Raw genomic sequence first — 19,659 nt, 5'->3', positions numbered from 1 at the left:
TCGCAAAGGGGCGTGGGCATGGCGGGAACGAAAGCCGGAGGCGGAACGGGCACGCAGGCGACCGACGTGCGCGACCTGGTCGCGCTCGCCGAACTGGCGGACATGCTGTGGCAACTGGGCGCCGAATCGACCGATGCGCCGATCGACGTCGCACCCTATCTCGACGGCCTGACGATCGTCGCGCGCCGCATTCAGCGGATGAGCCTGCTCGACGCGGGCGGCCGCGAGCTGGCGGCCCGGCACTACTACGCGGGCGTCATCGCCGGCGCGTGCGGCGACGAGTCGGCGATCGCGCGCGGCGTATCCGACAGCCTCGTCCGGCAATCGGGCGGTGCAGGCCGGCCGGCAGCCCGTTGTTTCGCGCTGCTCGCGCGCATGGGGCGGCGGCATGGCCGCGCATTCGCCGCGCAAAGCGGCGACCGGGTGCTGGTGTAACGCAACCGGCGCGCGAGCGAGCCCGGTGCTGCGGCCCGCTCGCGCGGCCCGTCGAATCTCAATCCTTCCCGAAACCGCCAAGCACCAGCGCCATCGCGCGGTCGATCGCATCGTCCCATCGACCGACGTGCGCGGCGCGCACGATCCGGATGCCGGGGTAGAGCGCGGTGCGCGAGCCGGTTTCCCAGCGTGCGTCCGCTTTCGGGCTGAGCAGCAGCACGGCCGGCACGCCGAGTGCGCCGGCGAGATGGATGTGCGCGGTGCAGGTCGTCACCACGGCGTCCATCGCGAGCATCAGCGCGGCCAGATCGCTGAAGTCGCCGATGGCCCGATGCGGGAAGGTGACCGGCAGGTCCGATTGCTCGGATTGCGCGGACAGGTCGCGATTGAGACAGTACGCGGCGTAGCCGCGCATCCGCGCGAACGGCGCGAAATCGCGCAGGCTGGCCGCGCGATGGAAGCGTGCATCGCTTTCGTCGCGACCGCGCCAGTTCAGCCCGATGCGGCGCGTGCCGGGCGCATGGCCGTCGTGCGACACACGCTCGCGCCACGTGGCCGCATGCGCGGGCGGGCCCGTCAGGTAGGGCGTCGGCACGCCTTCCGGCGCCGGCGCGTAACCGAACTGCGCGGCGAGCACCAGGAACGAACACCAGTAGTCGTGGGCGAGATGCGACGTGTCGACCCACGCGCCGTGCGCGCCGACGAATTCGATGCGCGGGAACGTCTGGCGCAGCAGGCCCGTCAGCGCGTCGGGGACGACCACGGTCACGCCGGCGCAGCCGAACGCGTCGAGCGCATGCAGATAGCGCGCGTACTGAAGCTGATCGCCGACACCGCCGTAGCTGAGGACGAGCAGCCGCTTGCCGTGCAGCGGCTGGCCCTGGTAAAGCCGCTCCGTCGCCAGCCCGAATTGCGCGGCCGTCAATACGTTTTCGCTGTCGATCGTGGCGCGTGCGGCCTCGTCGCGTCGGCCGGCACGCAGCAGCAGCGCTGAGCGCGCGAGCTGGATGCGCCCGCGCGCCGCGTCGGGCAGCGCGGCCGGATCGCCGAACGGGTCGAGCGCCGCAAGCCCGGCTTCGGGCATGCCGGCAAAGCCGTAGCATGACGCGAGCTGCAGCGCGATCGCCTCGTCGTCGAGCCCGCGGCCGCGTGCGCGCCGCCAGCGGTCGATCGCATGCCCCCACTCACCGCGCGATTCATGCTCGAGCGCGCGGTTCCAGTCCGTTTCGGGCGCGTCGGCATCGGCGACCGCGGCCGTCGCTGGCGCCGCGCCGTGTTCGGCCGTCGCGCCGACGTCGAGCGGTTCGCCCGTGATGAACAGGCGCTGCCGGTCCCAACGCGGGTTCGGCACGCACAGCAGGTTCAGCCCGTCGATCCGGTAGAACGTGTAGTCGAGACCGGCGAACGTGTCGATGATCGGCGCCTCGCCGACTTTCCAGTATTCGATCCAGCACCACGGCAGATGCGCCTCGATCAACTGCCGTGCGCCGCGCAGCGCGTCGATCTCCATTCCTTCGATGTCGAGTTTCAGGAAATCCAGCCGCGGCAGGCCGAGCGAATCGAGCCGGACGACCGGCGTCGGCGTGCCGCCCGACGCTTGCGCGTCGACGAGCGAGACCTGTCCGAAGTCGGCATCCTGCCCGTAGTCGACGTCGGGCACCTTCATCGTGCCGTTGGCGGCGGCCAGCCCCATGTTCAGCAGATGGAGATTGTCGAGCTGGTTGAGCGCCACGGTGCCGCCGAGTGCGTGAAACAGCGTGCGCTGCGGCTCGAACGCATAGACGCGGCCGCCGCGCTCGCGCAGCCGCTGCGCGACGGGCACGCAGACGAGCCCCGCGTTCGCGCCGCCGTCCACGGCGATGGCGCCGTCGGGCAACTGGTCGATCACGTGCAGGATCGTGTCGAGTTCGCCCTGGATATGCGGCCGGCCGGTCTTGATCAGCGCCTCGGCCTGCAATGCGCAGTGCCGGTTGATGACGAACGGGCCGTGGATCGAATCGATCACGACGAAATTGCGGACGGTCTGATTCATGGGCAGGGGCGCGGGCGAAGGAAATCAGCCGAGCGGGCGGCCGGCGAACAGATGCTGGATCTGCGTGGAATAGGCGCGGACGTTGTGCTCGGCGAGCGTGTCGACCTGGTGCAGGCAGCGACGGGCGGCCGCCGCGTAATCGTCGAGCCGTGCATCGTGCGTCTGCGCGGCGGTCGCGATCGCACGCGCCGCATCGAAGATCTCGAAGTCCGGATAGTAGTAGCCGACGTCGCGCAGGAACGGCGAGTTGTGCACGAGCGGGTAGTTGCCGTACAGCGCGTCGTACAGCAGATAGTTCAGGCCGTTTTCCCAGTGGTGCGACACGACGATGTCGGTGTGATGCGCGGCCCACGCGACGAACGGCGCGCGCACGTCGGCGGTGGCCTTGCCGTCGCGCACCATTTCGAGCCCGAGCGCGAGATGCTTGAAGGCGACGTTTTCCTTCTTGTCGAACGTGTTGGTCATGTACACGTGCTCGATGAGCTCCGGATGCTCGACGTAGCACGCGTTCGCGGCGAGCATCGGCACGATCGCGCTCTTCACGACGTTCAGGTTCGGCTCGAAGAACGCGATGCGCTTGGCCGGGCCGTGGTTGCGATAGCCGAAGCGCGCCTTCAGTTCGGGATCGGCGTCGAGGCTGCGCTCGATGAAATACGGCGACCAGATATGCGGCAGCTCGATTACCGGCGCACGGTACACGGCCTGGAAATACGCGGCGCACGTGTGCATGTGCTGCGGATTGGTCCAGATCTCGTCGAACTGCACGCGGTGCGGGTTCGGCCGCCAGTCGTTCTTCTCGAAGTTGATCGTCTCGACCGCGATCACGTAGTCGTTGCCGAAGCGATACGACACGCACTTGCCGCCGCGCTGGCGCACGACGTCCGTGTGCGACGGGTCGACGAACGCGTTCATCTCGATCAGCAGGTCGGTCTGGTGAACGACGGCCGACAGCGGCCGCAGCGCGTCGCCGAACGCGTCCATCATCAGCGCCTGCGGATACTCGGTGATGCCGTTGTCGTGCGCGAGCCAGACCTCGCCGATCAACGGCGACTGCTTCAGCAGCATGTACAGGTACACGCAGTGCTGGTTCGCACCGTTGTACCAGATCGACTGCGTCGCGTCGCGCTGCACGTTCATCGTTATCGCGACATTGAGTTTCATCGGATCGGCTCCGTAGGGCGGGCAGTGCGCGGCTTACTGCGCGGCGTTTTGCGTCTGACGCGGCACGTAGCCCGTCAGGTGCCAGCGGCCGTCGGTTTCGAGGCGAAAGCTCAGCTTTTCGAACATCGTGGCGCCGCTCGCCACCGTCGTCGCGTAATCGACGTTCGCATAGAGCCCGTCGGGCATCCCGGCCGTTCGCTCGTAGCGGATGCGCGTGACCTGCGCCCAGCCGCGATGGCTGACCGTGCCGACCGACTGGCGGGCCTGCTGCATCTGCGCCGCGAACTGGTCCTGCTTGAAGCGCGCCTTGACGAACGGTGCAGCGTCGGTCCATACCGCGCCGTACTGGCCGGCGTCGAGCTGCTTGAACACCGCATCGGAGTCGCGCAGCAGCGTGTCGGCCGATTCGCCGGCGGCTTGCGCATGCGCGCCGATCGCGATCGATGCGGCGGCGCAGCCAAGCAGCCATTTTGCGCGGGTGAGGGTCGGGCGTGCGTTCATGGGCGGGGTCCGGAAAGGGCGGCGCGTCACGCGTCGCGATAGAGGGTGGCGATCGCGTCCGTATAGGCCGCGACGTTCTCGGGGTTGTAGATGCTGACCGAGTCGAGCACGTGCTTCGACTGCTCGCGATACGCGTCGAGATTCGCGTCGTGCCCGGCGAACGCCTGCAGCAGCGCGCGGCCGCCCGCCTGGCAGTCGAAGTCCGGATAGAAATACCCGGCCTTGCCGAGGAACGGCGAGTTGTGGATCAGCGGATAGTCGCCGTACAGCAGCTCGTAGTACAGGTAGTTCTGCGCGTTCTCCCACGTGTGCGACACCACCGCATCGCCGTACGCGGCCATGAACTCGTACACCGCATAGCGGCTTTCGAACGTCGTGATGCCGTGGTTCACGATGTCGAGGCTCTTCGCGAAGTGCACGAACGTCGGATGTTCCTTCAGGTGAATCGTGTTGCACACGCGCACGAACTCGAGGAACTCGGGCTTCGCGCGATACGCTTCCTCGGTCACGAGCATCGGAATGATGCTCGTCTTCACCATGCAGATGTTCGGCTCGAACATCGTCACGCGCCAGCGCGGCTTGCCGGGCTGATAGCCGAACGACAAACCGGCGCCGAGCGTCGCGCGCGCCTTGTCGAACAGCATCGGATGCCAGATGTGCGGGACGATCGTGACCGGGGCGCGCAGGCCCGTCTGGTAGTAGTGCAGGCACGAGCGCTCGAACTCGGGAATCGTCCACACCGCGTCGTACGGCGCGCCGGAGAACAGGAAGCCCGACGGCTTGTCGAACATCGCGCGTTCGATGTCGATCACGTAGTCGTTGCCGACCCGCATCGTGACGACCTTGCCGCCGCGCTCGCGGAACGCGCGCAGGTAGTCCGCGCCGAACTGTGCGCTCATCTCGATCAGCACGTCGCAGCGCTCGAGCGCTTCGTCCATCGACAGCAGCGGCACGTTCCATTCGCCGAGCATCATCTGCGGATCGGCGACCTGTTCGCCGCCGTTCACCATCACGGCATCCGCGACGAGCGGCGACTGGCGCAGCAGCAGGATCAGCAGCAGGCAGTTCTGGAAAATGCCGTTTTCCCACAGCGACTGGCCGGCGCCGCGCACGAACAGCGACACGCCGACGACGAGACGCTTGCCCTCGCCGGGCGCTTGACGGGCATTGGAGTCCGACATGCGTATGCTCCGGTTCAGGCGACCAGACGCGAGACGAACGCGTCGAGGTTCGCGGGGTTGTCGATCGAGACCGACTGCAGCAGCCGGCCGGCCTTCGCGCGGTAGTCGTCGAGGCGTTCGTCGTGATGCAGCCACGCTTCGAGCAGCGCGCGGCCGCCCGCGGCCGAGTCGAAGTCCGGGTAGTAGTAGCCGGCGTCGCCGATCAGCGTCGAGTTGTGGATCAGCGGATAACCGCCGTACAGCACGTCGTAATACAGATAGTTCTGCCCGTTTTCCCAGTGATGCGACACGACCGCATCCGCATGGCGCGCCATGAAGCCTGGCAGGTCGAGGCGCGGTTCGAAGGTCGCCTTGTGCTGGCGCACGAGATCGAGGCTGTTCGCGAAGTGCACGAAGGTCGGATGTTCCTTCATGTGCATCGCGTTGACGACGAACATGTGCTGCACCGCGTCCGGCCGCGCGCGGTAGAACGCGTCGCACGCCAGCATCGGGTAGTGGCAGGACTTCGCGACCGAGATGTTCGGTTCGAGCATCGCGAGGCGCCACGGGCGGGCGCCGGGCTGATAGCCGAACGTCGCCCCTTCGCCGGCGATCGCGGCGACGCGGCGCTCGAGGAAGTACGGCGACCAGATGTGCGGCATCAGATGGACGGGCGCGCGCAGGATCGTCTGCAGCATCGGCGCGGCGGTCTTGTCGTATTGCGGCAGCAGCCACACTTCGTCGAACGGTGCGCCGTTGAACACGTGCCCCGACGGTTTCCCGAAGATCGGCGTTTCGCACAGGCCCGCATACACGTGCCCGCAGAAGAACGCGGCGATCTTCTTGCCGAGCGCCTTCATGTGCCGCAGCCACTCGACCGGCAATTGCGCGCCCATTTCGATCACGACGTCGAGTTCGTGCGTGACGTCGGCGGGTTTCACCAGCGGGATGTCGAGGCCGTCGAGTTCGAGGCCGGCCGGCAGCGCGTTGGCGTCGCCGCCGTTCAGGAAATAGACGGGGCCGACGCGATCCGAGCGCTTGAGCATCATCGCGAGGAACGCGATGTTCTGGTGAATGCCGTTTTCCCAGATCGCCTGGCCGTCGCGCGCAAACAGCGAGATGCCGACCGCCGGCCGTTGCTTGCGGGTGCCGCCCGCGGCGGCTTCATTGATGTCCGTCACCGGTTGGTTTCCTCTGCGGCGTCATGCGTCCGGGCATCGCGTCGAGCGTATGGCCGGCAGCGGCGCGCCGTGGATCGTCATGGTTGGATTCGCGCCGGTGCGCCGCGGTGCACGAATCGGGCGACGAGATTCGCGCGGGCGGCAGCCGGATTCCGGCGTGTCGTCGGGCACGCCTGGCACGGCGCGCGTCGGGCAGGCTGCCCCGGCGACTGTCTGCGGCGATTGTGGCATGGAAACCGCCGGTTTTGGCAGGACGTGACGAACTTTGACATAGCCGCCGGCCAACGGAAACGGGCGCAGGCGTTGCGGCGCCCGGTGGTCCGGCGGCGTGCCGGCGCGGCGCGGACGGCACGCCGGATCGCGCGGCCGCAGGCGGCTCAGTGCTGCAGCCGGATTTCGACGCGGCGGTTGCTGGCGCGGCCTTCCGGCGTCGCGTTGGATGCGACCGGATCGGCCTTGCCGCGGCCCGAGACCGTCATCGAGTCGGTCTTGAGCCCGTGCGCCTTCAGATAGGCGGCGACCGATTCGGCCCGGCGCTTCGACAGCGCGAGGTTGTAGTCGTCGCTGCCCACCGAATCGGTGAAGCCGGTGACCGTCACTTGCGAGTACGTGCGGTCGGCGCGCTCGCTCAGCAGCCGGTCCAGCGATTCGCGCGCGGTCGGCGCGAGCGTCGCGTGGTCGGTGGCGAACAGCGCGTCGCCCGACAGGTTCACGCGTTCGACCACGGCGGCGGCCGGCTCGGAGGCCGAGGCCGCTTCGGCCGGTGCGGCGCCGCACTGGAAGACCAGCGTGGCCGGATCGGATTTGTCGCGCAGCGCGCGGGCCGAGTCCACGGCGCGCACGGGCTCGTCGCCGCAGATCTTGCGGGCGGCCTTCATGCAGGTCTGCGGGCCCGACAGCAGGCCGTGGCAGTCCACCTGGAAGGTGCGCACGCCGTTGCGCGGCTGCAGTTCGGAGGCGCTGAAGGTCGGGCCGGATGCGGTCGAGCACGCGGCGAGGGCCGTTGCGGAAAGCGCGAGCGCAAGAGCGAGTTTGTTCACGGTGACGTCCTTAAAGCTTGGGTTGACCGAGGCCCGCCGCGCGGTACGCGGCGGGCTCGTCCTGCCGTCGGAGCCGCGGGCCGCCCGGCTGGCGAGCCGGACGGCCGGGCGGCGCGACGCATTACTTCCACTGATACAGCATGCCGGCGCCGATCACCTTCTGACCGCCGCTGAAGCCGCCGTTGATCGACGCCTTCAGGTTCTCCGTGATGCGCGCCTGCATGTTGACCGCCATCGCCTTCTGGCCGAGGAAGGTCGACGTGCCCACGCCCATCCCGAAGTTGGCGTCGCGATCGAGCTGCGGGATCGACGCCATCGCGCCGACGGCCGCGATACCCTGCTTCGCCATCTGGTCGGTCTGCTGCAGTTGCGAACCCAGCGAGTTGATCTGCGCCTGCTGGCCCGACAGTGCCGTCGACAGCGTCGTCTGCACCTGCGTCAGCTGGTTCACGTTCACCGCGTCGGTGCCTTGCGTACCCGGCGCGACGTTCGTGATCTGCCGCTGCTGCTGGTCGCTGCCGACCGACACCACGTTCGAGCGACCGCCGTCGTTCGAACCCGCGCCGATCGCCACCGAGTTCGAGCCGGCGGTGACGACCGGGACGTCGGTGCCCTTGCCGTTCATGTCGGCCGCGATGCCGTTGTTGTTGGCTGCACGCGTCGTGTTGTTGTTGATCGACGTCGACAACTGGTTCAACTGGTTGTTGATGTTCGTCACGCCGGTCGACAGCGATGCCACGTTGCTGTTCGTCGTGCTCAGGCCGGTGGACAGCGAACCGATGCCGGTCGAAGTCGACGTCGACAGCGAGTTGACGTTGCTGTTCGTCGTGCTGAGGCCCGTCGACAGCGAGTTGATCGCGGTCGAGGTCGACGTGGACAGCGAGGCCACGTTGCTGTTCGTCGTGCTCAGGCCGGTCGACAGCGAGTTGATGCCGGTCGACAGGGATGCGACGTTCGACGCGGTGGACGTCGACAGCGTGTTGATCGCGTTGTTCGTCGCGTTCAGCTGGCTGCCGTTGATCGCGTCCGTGCTCGTGGCCGAGATCCGACCCGCGGCGACGTTCGTGATCTGGCGTTCCTGGCCCGGTGCGCCGACGCTCACCACGCCGACCGGCGAGCCGCCCGCGAACGGGTACGTGACGCCGCCGATCGTGGCGCTCGAGGTGCCGACCGCCGCGGCCGTGACCGAGTTCGCGCCGAGTGCGATCGAGTTCGCGACGTTCGCTTGCGCGTTCGTGCCGAAGGCGAGCGCGTCGGCGGCCGTGGCCTTGGCGGCCGAGCCGTAGGCCTGTGCGCCGGTGGCGCTGGCCGTGGCCTGGCTGCCCAGCGCGATCGTGTTGTCCGCGGTGGCCTGGTTCGAGCTGCCGAGGGCGAGCGCGCTGGCGCCGGTTGCCGTGTTCTGGTTGCCGAGGGACACCGCGCCGTCGCCGGTCGCCGTATTGTTCGCACCCATCGCCACGGCGCCGGTACCCGTCGCCACGTTCGGATCGCCGATCGCGACCGCGCCATCGCCGGATGCCGTGTTGCCGGAGCCGATCGATACCGCCTTGCCGCCCGTTGCCGATGCGTTCTGGCCGATCGCGACCGCGCCTGCCGTCTGCGCGTTCGAGCCGTCGCCGACTGCCACGCTGCTCGCGCCCGCCGCGCTGGCGTTCACGCCGGCGGCGAGGGCATTGGTGCCGGTTGCACCGGTGTTGTCGTAGTTGGCTTGCTGCACGCCGTTGTCGTTGACGCTGTAGTAGTGCGTCTTCGCGGCGTTGATCGCGGTCGAGGTCGAGGTCGACAGCGACGACACCGAGCTGTTCGTGCTGCTCAGGCCGGTGGACAGCGAGCCGATGCCGGTCGACGTCGAGGTGGACAGCGACAGGATCGTGCTGTCCGTGCTGCTCAGGCCGGTGGACAGCGAGCTGATGCCGGTCGAGGTCGAAGTCGACAGGGACGTGATCGAGCTGGTGGCCGACGACAGACCCGTCGAGGTGGAGGTCGACAGGGAGCTGATCGAGCTGTTGGCCGAGGACAGGCCGGTCGACGTCGAGGTCGACAGGGACGACACCGAGCTGTTGGTCGAGCTCAGGCCAGTGGACAGCGAGCTGATACCGGTCGAAGTCGAGGTCGAGAGCGACGTGATCGAGCTGTTGGCCGACGACAGACCGGTCGAAGTCGAAGTCGACAGCGAGGTGATCGAGCTGTTAGCCGACGACAGGCCCGTCGAAGTCGAAGTCGACAGCGACGTGATCGAGCTGTTTGCCGACGAGAGGCCGGTCGACGTCGAAGTCGACAGCGACGTGATGGAGCTGTTTGCCGACGAGAGGCCGGTCGAAGTCGAGGTCGAGAGCGACGTGATCGAGCTGTTCGCGGACGAAAGACCCGTCGAAGTCGAGGTCGACAACGACGTGATCGAGCTGTTAGCCGACGACAGACCGGTCGAGGTCGAAGTCGACAGCGAGGTGATCGAGCTGTTAGCCGACGACAGACCGGTCGAGGTCGAAGTCGACAGGGACGTGATCGAACTGTTAGCCGAGGACAGACCCGTCGAGGTCGAAGTCGACAGCGAGGTGATCGAGCTGTTCGCGGACGACAAGCCGGTCGAAGTCGAGGTCGACAGCGAGGTGATCGAGCTGTTAGCCGACGACAGCCCCGTCGAGGTCGAGGTCGAGAGCGACGTGATCGAGCTGTTAGCCGACGACAGGCCGGTCGACGTCGAGGTCGAGAGCGAAGTGATCGAGCTGTTAGCCGACGACAGACCCGTCGAAGTCGAGGTCGACAGCGACGTGATCGAGCTATTGGCCGACGAAAGACCCGTCGAGGTCGAGGTCGACAGCGAGGTGATCGAACTGTTGGCCGACGACAGGCCGGTCGAGGTCGAAGTCGACAGCGACGTGATCGAGCTGTTAGCCGACGAAAGGCCGGTCGAGGTCGAAGTCGACAGCGACGTGATGGAGCTATTGGCCGACGACAGGCCCGTCGAGGTCGAGGTCGACAGCGACGTGATCGAGCTATTGGCCGACGACAGGCCCGTCGAGGTCGAGGTCGACAGCGAGGTGATCGAGCTTTTGGCCGACGACAGGCCCGTCGAGGTCGAAGTCGAGAGCGACGTGATCGAGCTGTTAGCCGACGACAAGCCCGTCGAAGTCGAAGTCGACAGCGAAGTGATCGAGCTATTCGCGGACGACAGGCCCGTCGAAGTCGAAGTCGAGAGCGACGTGATCGAGCTATTTGCGGACGACAGGCCGGTCGAGGTCGAAGTCGACAGCGACGTGATCGAGCTGTTCGCGGACGACAAGCCGGTCGAAGTCGAAGTCGAGAGCGACGTGATCGAGCTATTTGCGGACGACAGGCCGGTCGAGGTCGAAGTCGACAGCGAGGTGATCGAACTGTTAGCCGACGAAAGACCCGTCGAGGTCGAGGTCGACAGCGACGTGATGGAGCTGTTGGCCGACGACAAGCCGGTCGAGGTCGAAGTCGACAGCGACGTGATCGAGCTGTTCGCGGACGACAAGCCGGTCGAAGTCGAGGTCGAGAGCGAAGTGATCGAGCTGTTGGCCGACGACAGACCCGTCGAGGTCGAGGTCGACAGCGAGGTGATCGAGCTGTTCGCGGACGAAAGGCCAGTCGAGGTCGAAGTCGAGAGCGAGGTGATCGAGCTGTTAGCGGACGACAAGCCGGTCGAAGTCGAGGTCGACAGCGAGGTGATCGAGCTGTTAGCCGAGGACAAGCCCGTCGAAGTCGAAGTCGAGAGCGAAGTGATCGAGCTATTTGCGGACGACAGGCCAGTCGAGGTCGAAGTCGAGAGTGACGTGATCGAGCTGTTAGCCGACGACAGGCCCGTCGAAGTCGAGGTCGACAGAGACGTGATCGAGCTGTTGGCCGACGACAGGCCGGTCGAGGTCGAGGTCGAGAGCGACGTGATCGAGCTGTTAGCCGACGACAGACCGGTCGAGGTCGAAGTGGACAGCGACGAAATGGCGCTGGTCGCAGTACCGACTTGCTGGGCGACCGAATACAGTTGGCTGCCGTTGATCGCGTCGGTACTGGTGGAGGTCACTTGACCCGCGGCGACATTGGTGACTTGTCGTTCCTTGCCGGCATCACCCACGCTGACGACGCCGACTGGCTTGGCGCCAGCGAATCCGCTGAACGTCACGCCGTTGACGGTCGCGCTGCTCGTGGGCGTTGCCGCGACGGTCTTCGAGTCGGCGCCAAGTGCGACGGAGTCGTCTGTGCTGGCGACCGCGCCGAGGCCGATGGCGACGGAGTTGATCGTGCTGGCGACGGCGCCCGAGCCAATGGCGACAGCGTCGGTGCCCGTTGCGGTGCTGTCGGCGCCGGTCGAGTTCGCGTGGAAGTACTTGATGCCCTGGCTGTTGATGTTGTTGATCGCCGAGCCGACGCTGTTGGCGGTCGACGTCGTGCCGTTCGCGTTGTATGTGGTGTACGACGGGGCCGAAACCTTGCCTGTCGTCGGGTCGTACGTCGAACCGCCGCCAAGTGCCGAGGCGGTGCTGCTGCCGAGGTTGTCCGTCTTCGTCGAGACCGTGCTCAGGCCGGTGGACAGCGAGTTGATGCCGGTCGAGGTCGACGTGGACAGCGACGAGATCGAGCTGTTAGCCGACGAGAGACCGGTCGACGTGGAAGTCGACAGCGACGTAACCGAGCTGTTAGCCGAGCTGAGGCCGGTGGACAGCGAGTTGATGCCGGTCGAGGTCGACGTGGACAGCGACGAGATCGAGCTGTTAGCCGACGAGAGGCCGGTAGACGTGGAAGTCGAAAGCGACGTAACCGAGCTGTTTGTCGAGCTGAGGCCGGTGGACAGCGAGTTGATGCCGGTCGAGGTCGACGTGGACAGCGACGAGATCGAGCTATTAGCCGACGAGAGGCCGGTCGACGTGGAAGTCGAAAGCGACGTAACCGAGCTGTTTGTCGAGCTGAGGCCCGTCGACAGCGAGTTGATGCCGGTCGAGGTCGACGTGGACAGCGACGAGATCGAGCTGTTAGCCGAGGAGAGGCCGGTCGACGTGGAAGTCGAAAGCGACGTAACCGAGCTGTTTGCCGAGCTGAGGCCGGTGGACAGCGAGTTGATGCCGGTCGAGGTCGACGTGGACAGCGACGAGATCGAGCTGTTGGCCGACGAGAGACCCGTCGACGTGGAAGTCGAAAGCGACGTAACGGAGCTGTTTGCCGAGCTGAGGCCGGTGGACAGCGAGTTGATGCCGGTCGAGGTCGACGTGGACAGCGACGAGATCGAGCTGTTGGCCGACGAGAGACCCGTCGACGTGGAAGTCGACAGCGACGTAACCGAGCTGTTTGCCGAGCTGAGGCCCGTCGACAGCGAATTGATACCCGTCGAAGTCGAGGTCGACAGGGAGCCGATCGAGCTATTAGCCGAGGAGAGACCCGTCGACGTGGAAGCCGAAAGCGACGTAACCGAGCTGTTTGTCGAGCTGAGGCCGGTGGACAGCGAGTTGATGCCGGTCGAAGTCGAGGTCGACAGGGAGCCGATCGAGCTATTAGCCGAGGAGAGACCCGTCGACGTGGAAGTCGACAGCGACGTAACGGAGCTGTTTGCCGAGCTGAGGCCGGTGGACAGCGAATTGATGCCGGTCGAAGTCGAAGTCGACAGCGACGTGATCGAGCTATTAGCCGACGACAGACCCGTCGAAGCCGACGTCGACAGGCTCGTGATGCTCGACGTCGTCGTGCTCGCAACCGAATAGAGCTGGCTGCCGTTGATCGCGTCGGTGCTGGTGGCCGTGACGAGGCCCGCCGCGACGTTCTGGATACGGCGTTCCGAGCCCGACTGCCCGACGCTGACGACACCGCCCGCCGAATTGGCGCCGGCGAAGTTGCCGAACGTCTGACCGCCGATCGTGGCGCTGCTGACGGTGGTGGTGCCGCCGGACGTCGCCGTTGCCGCACTGGTCGTCAGCGCGTTGTAGCCGAGGGCGACCGAGTTTGCGACGCTCGCGGTCGAATTCGAACCGAGTGCCGTGCCGTAGCTTCCGGACGCCACGGCTGCCGCACCGACGGCGACCGCGCCGGCGCTGCCGCTGGCCGTCGAGCCGTTACCGAGCGCGAGTGCGTCCGTGCCGCTTGCGATCGAGTTGGCGGCAAAGCTGCCGACGTTACCGAGCGCGATTGCGCCGGTGCCGTTCGCGGTTGCCGCATTGCCGACGGCAATCGCACCGTTGGTACCCGTCGCCGAGGCCGAGCTGCCGATGGCGACGGAACTGTTGGTCGCCGTGCTGCTGTTGCCGAGCGCCACGGAGCCCGTGCCGCTCGCCGAGTTGCTGTTGCCGAGCGCGATGGCGCCGGAGCCGTTCGACGTGTCGTTCGCGCCGATTGCCAGCGCGCCCGTACCGGTGGCGCTGTTCGGATCGCCGATCGCAACGGCGCCGTCGCCGCTTGCGCTCTGGCCTCGGCCGATCGCGACCGCGCCGCCGGCCGAGGTCGCGCTGTTCGCCGTCGTGCCCGACGAGCCGATTGCCACGTTTCGGCCCGTTGCGCCGGAGACGACGCCGTCGCCTTGCGCGATGCCATACGCACCATTGACCGTCGCACCACGGCCAACTGCAATACCCGACGTGGCGGCCGACGCGACGGACGACTGCCCGCCGATCGCGATGCCATCCGACGCGGCAGACTGCGCGCCCTTCGTCGCGTTGCTGCCGATTGCGACCGCGCCGGCGCCCGAAGCGATGGTCGAGTTCGCATATGAAAGCGGGGTGGTGCCATTACCGGCTGCACCGCCGATCGCGACCGAATTCAATGCGTTGGCCGTTGCCCCGAAGCCGAGCGCGGTAGAACCGGCGCCGCTGGCGGTCGACTCGAGACCGGCGGACGTGCCCCAGAGCGCGGCAGATGACAGGAAGCCCGTCGCCGTACCGCCGGTGCCGGTGACTTGCGCGAATGCCCCATAAGCCGTGGCCGCGAGATTGTTGTTGCCGCTGGAGTTACAGCCCGCAACCGTGGAGTAAGTGCCGGATCCGTCGACGGGATAGGCATTGGTGTTGCCTGTCGTCGTGCGGCCGACGGTGCCGTTGCCACCGCTCGACGTACACGACGAAACGGTGAATTGGCTACCGTTGGTCGTGCCTGGAACGAAGGTATTGGCGCCGGCGAGCGACGGGAGCATTGCGACGGCGGCCAATACTGCGGCAGTGACGGCCGACTTGTTCGGCTTGCCCCGTGCCGAATCGTGTTCCGATGCCGCGACCCAGGCGCCAAGCGCTTCGTTCCAGATCGAGCGGTATGTGCGGTTCATGTCCTGCTACCTCCAAATGTGCACGCCACACACCGGTCTCTTTTGTTAGAGGGTTACTCCGTGCGCTCGCGCGAATCTCAAAATTGATGGGCGGAGTTTATTGGAGGAGGATTTTAGAGATTGACAAACAGTGATAAATGAACTGTTTTGAAAGTTAAAGAATGGTTAATGCATCGAGTTTTGATGTACTGGATGTGAATGAATTTGAAAGATGTAAGAATGTGTCGTGTAGGGTTTGAATTTTTCTGGCGAGACACTGTATTATCTATAAAAATCAACGACTTATGATCGTTGTGTGCGATGAGCAACAAATAGAATCGCCTCAAAAGTAAGACAAATGAAATAGCAAACGTTTGCGCAACCCTGCATTCTTTCATTTCCGTAAGGATTGTTTGGCTATGACGAGATAATATCTTTGCCTAATTATTAACTTGTTAAATGTTTGGTGTGAATTGAATTGGTTTTTGTGTTTGGAGATTATTTTATAATCGAATTTACCTGGCACGAGGCGCATTGGGTTGTGCCGATCTGCGCAACCCGCCCGGCGCGAGGGCCCGTGCGACGGGCGTTCCGGGCTGCCCGGCCCATCGAAGTTGTAAAAAATTGCTACAGGGCAACAAATGAAACAATTCGCGGCAATTTATCGGATTTGTCCTATTGACGATCGCGTTGGTATCGGTGTTTAGGCGGAATCGGTGCGGACGCCGGAAGTCGAGTAGGCAGGGGGAGCGGCTGTTTCGCGGGGTGTCGACAGGTCGTCAAAGACCGCAGGTCGGCGTCGGGTCGGCGGCGGTCGAAATGTCAGATCGAGGGTGCGGCAATTTGTCCGTCATGCCATCGGCGGCTCGACGTGTCGAAGAAAAATAGGGATTGATCGAATGTATCGCGCACGCCACATTCGGTCCACGGGCGTGGACCCAATCGGGGGCTTGCCGCATGACCGGCGGCAAGCCTTCGACTTCACTTCTTCAGAAACCGCAGCGCGAACCGCGCCATCCGCGGCACGAACATCGGGCGCAGCAGGCGCTTGTCGTATCCGGCCATCCGCCGGTCGTTCTCCGCGAGACACAGCTCGATCAGCTCGCGCGGGTTCAGCGCATCGCCGATGTCCGCGGTGCCGGTAGCCGGGAAATTCGCGTCACGCGCGGCGCCGTCGGCATCGATGCCGCGCGCGATGCTCATGCGGTCGCGGATCAGTTGCACCCACACGGCCGCCACGCGTGCGAAGAACCACGGCCGGCGCCACCACGGCATCGTGCGCCAGTACCACGCGTACCAGTTCACGAAGAACAGGATGTGGCGGCCTTCTTCCTGGATCACGGGCTCGAAGGTTTCGACCAGTTCGGGCGGGAAATAGCCGGAGCGCTGCGCGGAGCGGAACAGGCCGAACGCGAAAAAGCTGTCGATGCATTCGCTGAAGCCCGTCATCATCCACGACCATTCGGGGTCCTTCGGTGCCGGATAGGGCGGCTCGGGCGCCAACTGGATGCCGTACGCCTCGACGAGCTTCGACAGCACGACCTTGTGGCGGGCTTCCTCGCCGCCGTCCATCTCGAGCGCGCGGCGCAGCAGCGGATCGTCGACCGTCGCGGCGTAGGTCGCCACGCGGATCGACGCGCGGCCTTCGGTTTGCACCGCGATGTCCCAGATCGGCAGCGACGTGAGCCGCCTGAGTTCGGCCGGCTGGAGTGCCGGCCAGTCGATCACGGCCGGCTTGTACGGGTTGTGTGTGTCGAGCAGCATCCGACAGAACATCTGCTTGTGCGCATCGGAACCGATCCGGACCGAACCTTGCCTCTCGAAGGTCCAGTTGCGCATCGCGTGATCTGCGGCTGCATGCTCTTCCTGCAGCGTGTCAGTCATGGCTATTGTTATGCGATTACGGATCGAAAGATTCTTGCACAGCTTCCGTCATCGCGTATTTTCGAGCGGCCATGGGCACGCCGGCCCCGCGGATGTCACGCGTTCGTGTCGACCCAGAGGCGGCCCCAGCGCGACGCGTAGGCGAGGGCGTGTTCTTCCTCGAAGAAGAAATCGATGGCGTCGAACGACACGGAGCGCGGCGACGGCCCGCCGCTCGCGCGTTCGATGGTCAGGTTGGCGGCGAACAGCCCGTTCGGCAACCGGGCGGCAGCGGGAGCGACTTCATAGCCCTTGTAGCGGATCGTACGGTTCATGGCGTGCGCGGAAAAAGTTCGGACTTTCAGCGTACGAAAACCTGCCGGCGGCGTGAACCAATCTTTCGGCCAATGCAAATCACGCAGCGGGCTGAATCGTTATCGGGGTGGTACGCGGAAACGGTATGTGCGAGAGGCGAAGACGGCGCGTCCGGCACATCGCCATGCGCGGGAAGACGCGCCGCGCGGCCCTGTCGAATCTTGTCGATCAGGGCCGCGCGGCGGAATGCGGAGGTTACTGGTTGGCGACCTTCAGTACGGGCGCGAGCGCATCGACCGAGGCCGCGTGCGAGGCCGCACGATGCGACGCGAACGCGAGCGCGAATTCGGCCGCTTGCGCGCCGACCGTCTCGAGCTGTGCCACCACCTTCGGATCCGAGCAGCTGTCGGCGCTTTCGAAGCGCGTTTCCAGCGTGTTGACGGTTGCGCCGAACGGCGTCGGCCAGCCGCGCAGCGCATGAACGATCGAGCGCAGCGACGTCAGCACGGTGCCGGCCGCCTGCCAGCCGTACGCGGTGACGATCAGGCCGACCGCGCGGCCGTCGAGATACGGGCGTTCGTCCGCGCGCAGTTCCTCGAGCGTGTCGAGCGCGTTCTTCACGAGACCGGACACGCCGCCGTGATAGCCGGGCGTCGCGATGATGATCGCGTCGGCCTGGCGCACGGCGTCGATCAGCTCGCGCTGCGCGTCGGTCAGCGTTTTGTGTTCGGGGGCGTAGTGCGGCAGCGTATGCAGGAACGGGCCGTCGAACAGGCGCGTGCGTGCGCCGGCGGCCTGCGCGCCGCGCAGTGCGAACGACAGTGCGCGTTCGGTGGACGATGCGGCTCGGGTGGTCCCGCCGATGCCGACGACGAACGGGCGGCGGTGTTGATCGAATGCAGTCAAGGGGCGCTCCTGGGATTGGCTTGCCCGGCTAAGCACAGGCTTAAAACCAGATGGTAACGACCCCGTCGCCACTCTGAAAACGACTTTTCGTTCTATCGATATGCCGCGTGGCGGGGGCAATCGTGTGCGCGGCCGCGCAGATCGATAGCAGAAATGCTTGGTTGGGACGGTGCGCCACGGTCGATAAGATGGGCTCGTCTCCTCCATGATGTCTCTACTGACATGGGTTGGCCCCGCCGCGCGGATGCAGGCGGGGCTTTTTTTTCGTCCTCGACCGGAAAACGGGGTGCGATGCGCGGCGGCGCCGCCCGTTACTCGAACACCGGCCGGAAGAAGCTGCGCTCGTAGCTGACGATGCAGCGCGTTTCCTCCGCGTAGCGGAACGCGGCCTGGCAGGCCGGATCGTCCTTCGAGCGTTCGCGGTAACGCTCGTATTCGGCGAGGCTCGGGAACGAGAACATCGCGAGCGCGATGTTGCTCGCGCCTTCGGACGGCAGGAAATAGCCGTGATGCGTGCCGCCGAACTGCTCGACGAGCGGAATCCACATCTTGCCGTAGGTTTCGAATTCGACGAGTTTGTACGGATCGACGACGTAGCGAAGGAAGCAGGTGATCATGGGCGCTCGCGATGCGGTGACGGAGCAGCGAGTCTGGAGTGTGGGATGGCACGTGTCAACGGCGTGCGCGCCGGGGACGGGCCTCGCCGCGCGACTTCATGGCGTGCTCGGTTGCTTGCGCGAACAACGACCGGTGCTTCGATGCGTTCGCCAAGACGCGCACGCTGCATCGGAACGCACCGTCTCCATCGGGTCCTCCGCCACCCGCGCTACCCCGGGATTTTTACGACATTTTTTCTTGCGACGGCTGCCGGCGCGCTCCTAGACTTCGTGCATCTTCACCACGGAGCCTGGCCATGTCGATACCCTGGAACGCGATCGCCGAACGCACCCCTGCCGCACCGCCTTTGGTGTGTGCCGATCGGGTGATCGTCCGGCGTTTCGATCCGGCAGTCGACAGCTATGCACAACTCACGCCGATGCTGCACCGCGCGTTCGCGCGGCTCGGTGCGATGGGGCTCAACTGTACGTGCGTCGATCAGGACGAAGACGTCACGCGCCGCCGCGCGGAAGCGGGCGAATGCTATGTCGCCGTGTGCGGCGGGCGTGTCGTCGGCACGGCCACGCTGTATGCGACCGATCCGTCGTCGGCCTGCTCGTTGTACCGGCGCGAAGGCGTCGCGAGCGTGCGTCAGGTGGCGGTGGACCCGGCTTGCCAGAGTCGCGGGATCGGCGCGTTGCTGCTGTCGTTCGCCGAGCAGTGGGCCGCGTTGCGCGGCTATGCGCTGCTCGCGCTGGATACGCCGCATCCTGCTGCGCACCTGCTGGCGTTCTATGGCGCGCAGGGTTTCGAGGTGGTCGACGTGATGCGTTTCGCCGGCAAGTGCTACGACAGCGCGATCCTGTGCAAACGGCCCGTTGCACGTGCGGCACGCCGCGTGTTGCCGGCAGCGCGGCTGGCTGCGCGCGTGGCGGCGGTGCGGCGTGTCATGCAGGCGTGGGCGCCGCGCATCGTCGCGATGGCCCGGCGCGAGTCGGGCTGGCGTCGCGCCGGACGTTTCGCGGCGCGCCGAGCGGCCGGTGCGGCCGGTGCGGCCAGTCGTCGGTCGTCGCCGTGGCGGCCGCGTCAGCACGGCCGCTTCGTGGCGCGATAGCGGCGGGCAGGGCGCCTGCTCGTGCCGCAGGCGCGTCGCGTGGCCTTCCCGCGAAGACGGGGCGCGGATCGCTCGATGAACCGGTGTGGTCACGCGCCGCGATGGCCGAAGGAA

At 66.0% G+C, this 19,659-nt stretch carries 13 protein-coding genes; 2 read left to right on the top strand and 11 right to left on the bottom strand.

Annotation, left to right across the window (positions count from 1 at the left end; genetic code table 11):
- Positions 1-18 precede the first annotated feature (18 nt).
- A complete protein-coding gene (locus H0X95_RS31855; protein ID WP_059720879.1) occupies positions 19-435 on the top strand; it encodes a hypothetical protein in 417 nt (138 codons plus the stop codon).
- A 58-nt stretch (positions 436-493) separates the two neighbouring features.
- Here H0X95_RS31855 and H0X95_RS31850 read toward each other — a convergent pair whose 3' ends face one another.
- The 11 genes from H0X95_RS31850 to H0X95_RS31800 form a co-directional block, all read right to left on the bottom strand.
- Positions 494-2,467, bottom strand: a complete 1,974-nt coding sequence (locus tag H0X95_RS31850) for an FkbM family methyltransferase (protein WP_059720878.1) — start codon at positions 2,465-2,467, stop codon at positions 494-496.
- A 24-nt stretch (positions 2,468-2,491) separates the two neighbouring features.
- On the bottom strand, positions 2,492-3,628 hold the full coding sequence (locus tag H0X95_RS31845; protein WP_034203298.1) for a DUF2827 family protein: 1,137 nt from the start codon (positions 3,626-3,628) through the stop codon (positions 2,492-2,494).
- A 33-nt stretch (positions 3,629-3,661) separates the two neighbouring features.
- Positions 3,662-4,129, bottom strand: a complete 468-nt coding sequence (locus tag H0X95_RS31840; protein WP_006482018.1) for a DUF4019 domain-containing protein — start codon at positions 4,127-4,129, stop codon at positions 3,662-3,664.
- Positions 4,130-4,155: 26 nt separating this feature from the next.
- Positions 4,156-5,310 (bottom strand): DUF2827 domain-containing protein, encoded by a 1,155-nt coding sequence (locus tag H0X95_RS31835; RefSeq protein WP_048987821.1) that lies wholly within the window; start codon positions 5,308-5,310, stop codon positions 4,156-4,158.
- A gap of 14 nt (positions 5,311-5,324) precedes the next feature.
- On the bottom strand, positions 5,325-6,470 hold the full coding sequence (locus H0X95_RS31830; RefSeq protein ID WP_034203301.1) for a DUF2827 domain-containing protein: 1,146 nt from the start codon (positions 6,468-6,470) through the stop codon (positions 5,325-5,327).
- A 377-nt stretch (positions 6,471-6,847) separates the two neighbouring features.
- A complete protein-coding gene (locus H0X95_RS31825; protein ID WP_196446347.1) occupies positions 6,848-7,510 on the bottom strand; it encodes an OmpA family protein in 663 nt (220 codons plus the stop codon).
- 121 nt (positions 7,511-7,631) lie between these two features.
- On the bottom strand, positions 7,632-14,771 hold the full coding sequence (locus H0X95_RS31820) for an ESPR-type extended signal peptide-containing protein (protein ID WP_196446348.1): 7,140 nt from the start codon (positions 14,769-14,771) through the stop codon (positions 7,632-7,634).
- Positions 14,772-15,731: 960 nt separating this feature from the next.
- Positions 15,732-16,634, bottom strand: a complete 903-nt coding sequence (locus tag H0X95_RS31815; RefSeq protein ID WP_006490910.1) for a hypothetical protein — start codon at positions 16,632-16,634, stop codon at positions 15,732-15,734.
- Positions 16,635-16,729: 95 nt separating this feature from the next.
- Complete coding sequence (locus H0X95_RS31810) at positions 16,730-16,948, bottom strand: hypothetical protein (RefSeq protein ID WP_006480563.1); 219 nt, start codon at positions 16,946-16,948, stop codon at positions 16,730-16,732.
- 235 nt (positions 16,949-17,183) lie between these two features.
- Positions 17,184-17,834 carry an NADPH-dependent FMN reductase gene (locus H0X95_RS31805; protein WP_006490914.1) on the bottom strand — a complete coding sequence of 217 codons (651 nt, stop codon included), beginning with the start codon at positions 17,832-17,834 and terminating at the stop codon, positions 17,184-17,186.
- Positions 17,835-18,145: 311 nt separating this feature from the next.
- Positions 18,146-18,451, bottom strand: coding sequence for an NIPSNAP family protein (locus H0X95_RS31800; RefSeq protein WP_006490913.1), 306 nt, complete (start codon positions 18,449-18,451; stop codon positions 18,146-18,148).
- A gap of 296 nt (positions 18,452-18,747) precedes the next feature.
- Here H0X95_RS31800 and H0X95_RS31795 point away from each other — a divergent pair, with 296 nt between their 5' ends.
- Entirely contained in the window at positions 18,748-19,545 is a 798-nt protein-coding gene (locus tag H0X95_RS31795; protein ID WP_006496810.1) for a GNAT family N-acetyltransferase, read from the top strand.
- Positions 19,546-19,659: the final 114 nt, after the last annotated feature.

It is taken from the genome of Burkholderia sp. 9779_493 (assembly GCF_015712215.1).
Taxonomy (GTDB): Bacteria; Pseudomonadota; Gammaproteobacteria; order Burkholderiales; family Burkholderiaceae; genus Burkholderia; species Burkholderia cenocepacia.
The sequence above is the reverse complement of the archived record's forward strand: the minus strand, read 5'-3'. Positions and strand labels throughout refer to the sequence as shown.

Excerpts from the sequence above, each read along its gene's own strand:
- H0X95_RS31855 (WP_059720879.1), top strand. The coding sequence starts at position 19 with ATGGCGGGAACGAAAGCCGGAGGCGGAACGGGCACGCAGGCGACCGAC.
- H0X95_RS31850 (WP_059720878.1), bottom strand. The coding sequence starts at position 2,467 with ATGAATCAGACCGTCCGCAATTTCGTCGTGATCGATTCGATCCACGGC.
- H0X95_RS31845 (WP_034203298.1), bottom strand. The coding sequence starts at position 3,628 with ATGAAACTCAATGTCGCGATAACGATGAACGTGCAGCGCGACGCGACG.
- H0X95_RS31840 (WP_006482018.1), bottom strand. The coding sequence starts at position 4,129 with ATGAACGCACGCCCGACCCTCACCCGCGCAAAATGGCTGCTTGGCTGC.
- H0X95_RS31835 (WP_048987821.1), bottom strand. The coding sequence starts at position 5,310 with ATGTCGGACTCCAATGCCCGTCAAGCGCCCGGCGAGGGCAAGCGTCTC.
- H0X95_RS31820 (WP_196446348.1), bottom strand. The coding sequence starts at position 14,771 with ATGAACCGCACATACCGCTCGATCTGGAACGAAGCGCTTGGCGCCTGG.
- H0X95_RS31815 (WP_006490910.1), bottom strand. The coding sequence starts at position 16,634 with ATGACTGACACGCTGCAGGAAGAGCATGCAGCCGCAGATCACGCGATG.
- H0X95_RS31810 (WP_006480563.1), bottom strand. The coding sequence starts at position 16,948 with ATGAACCGTACGATCCGCTACAAGGGCTATGAAGTCGCTCCCGCTGCC.
- H0X95_RS31800 (WP_006490913.1), bottom strand. The coding sequence starts at position 18,451 with ATGATCACCTGCTTCCTTCGCTACGTCGTCGATCCGTACAAACTCGTC.
- H0X95_RS31795 (WP_006496810.1), top strand. The coding sequence starts at position 18,748 with ATGTCGATACCCTGGAACGCGATCGCCGAACGCACCCCTGCCGCACCG.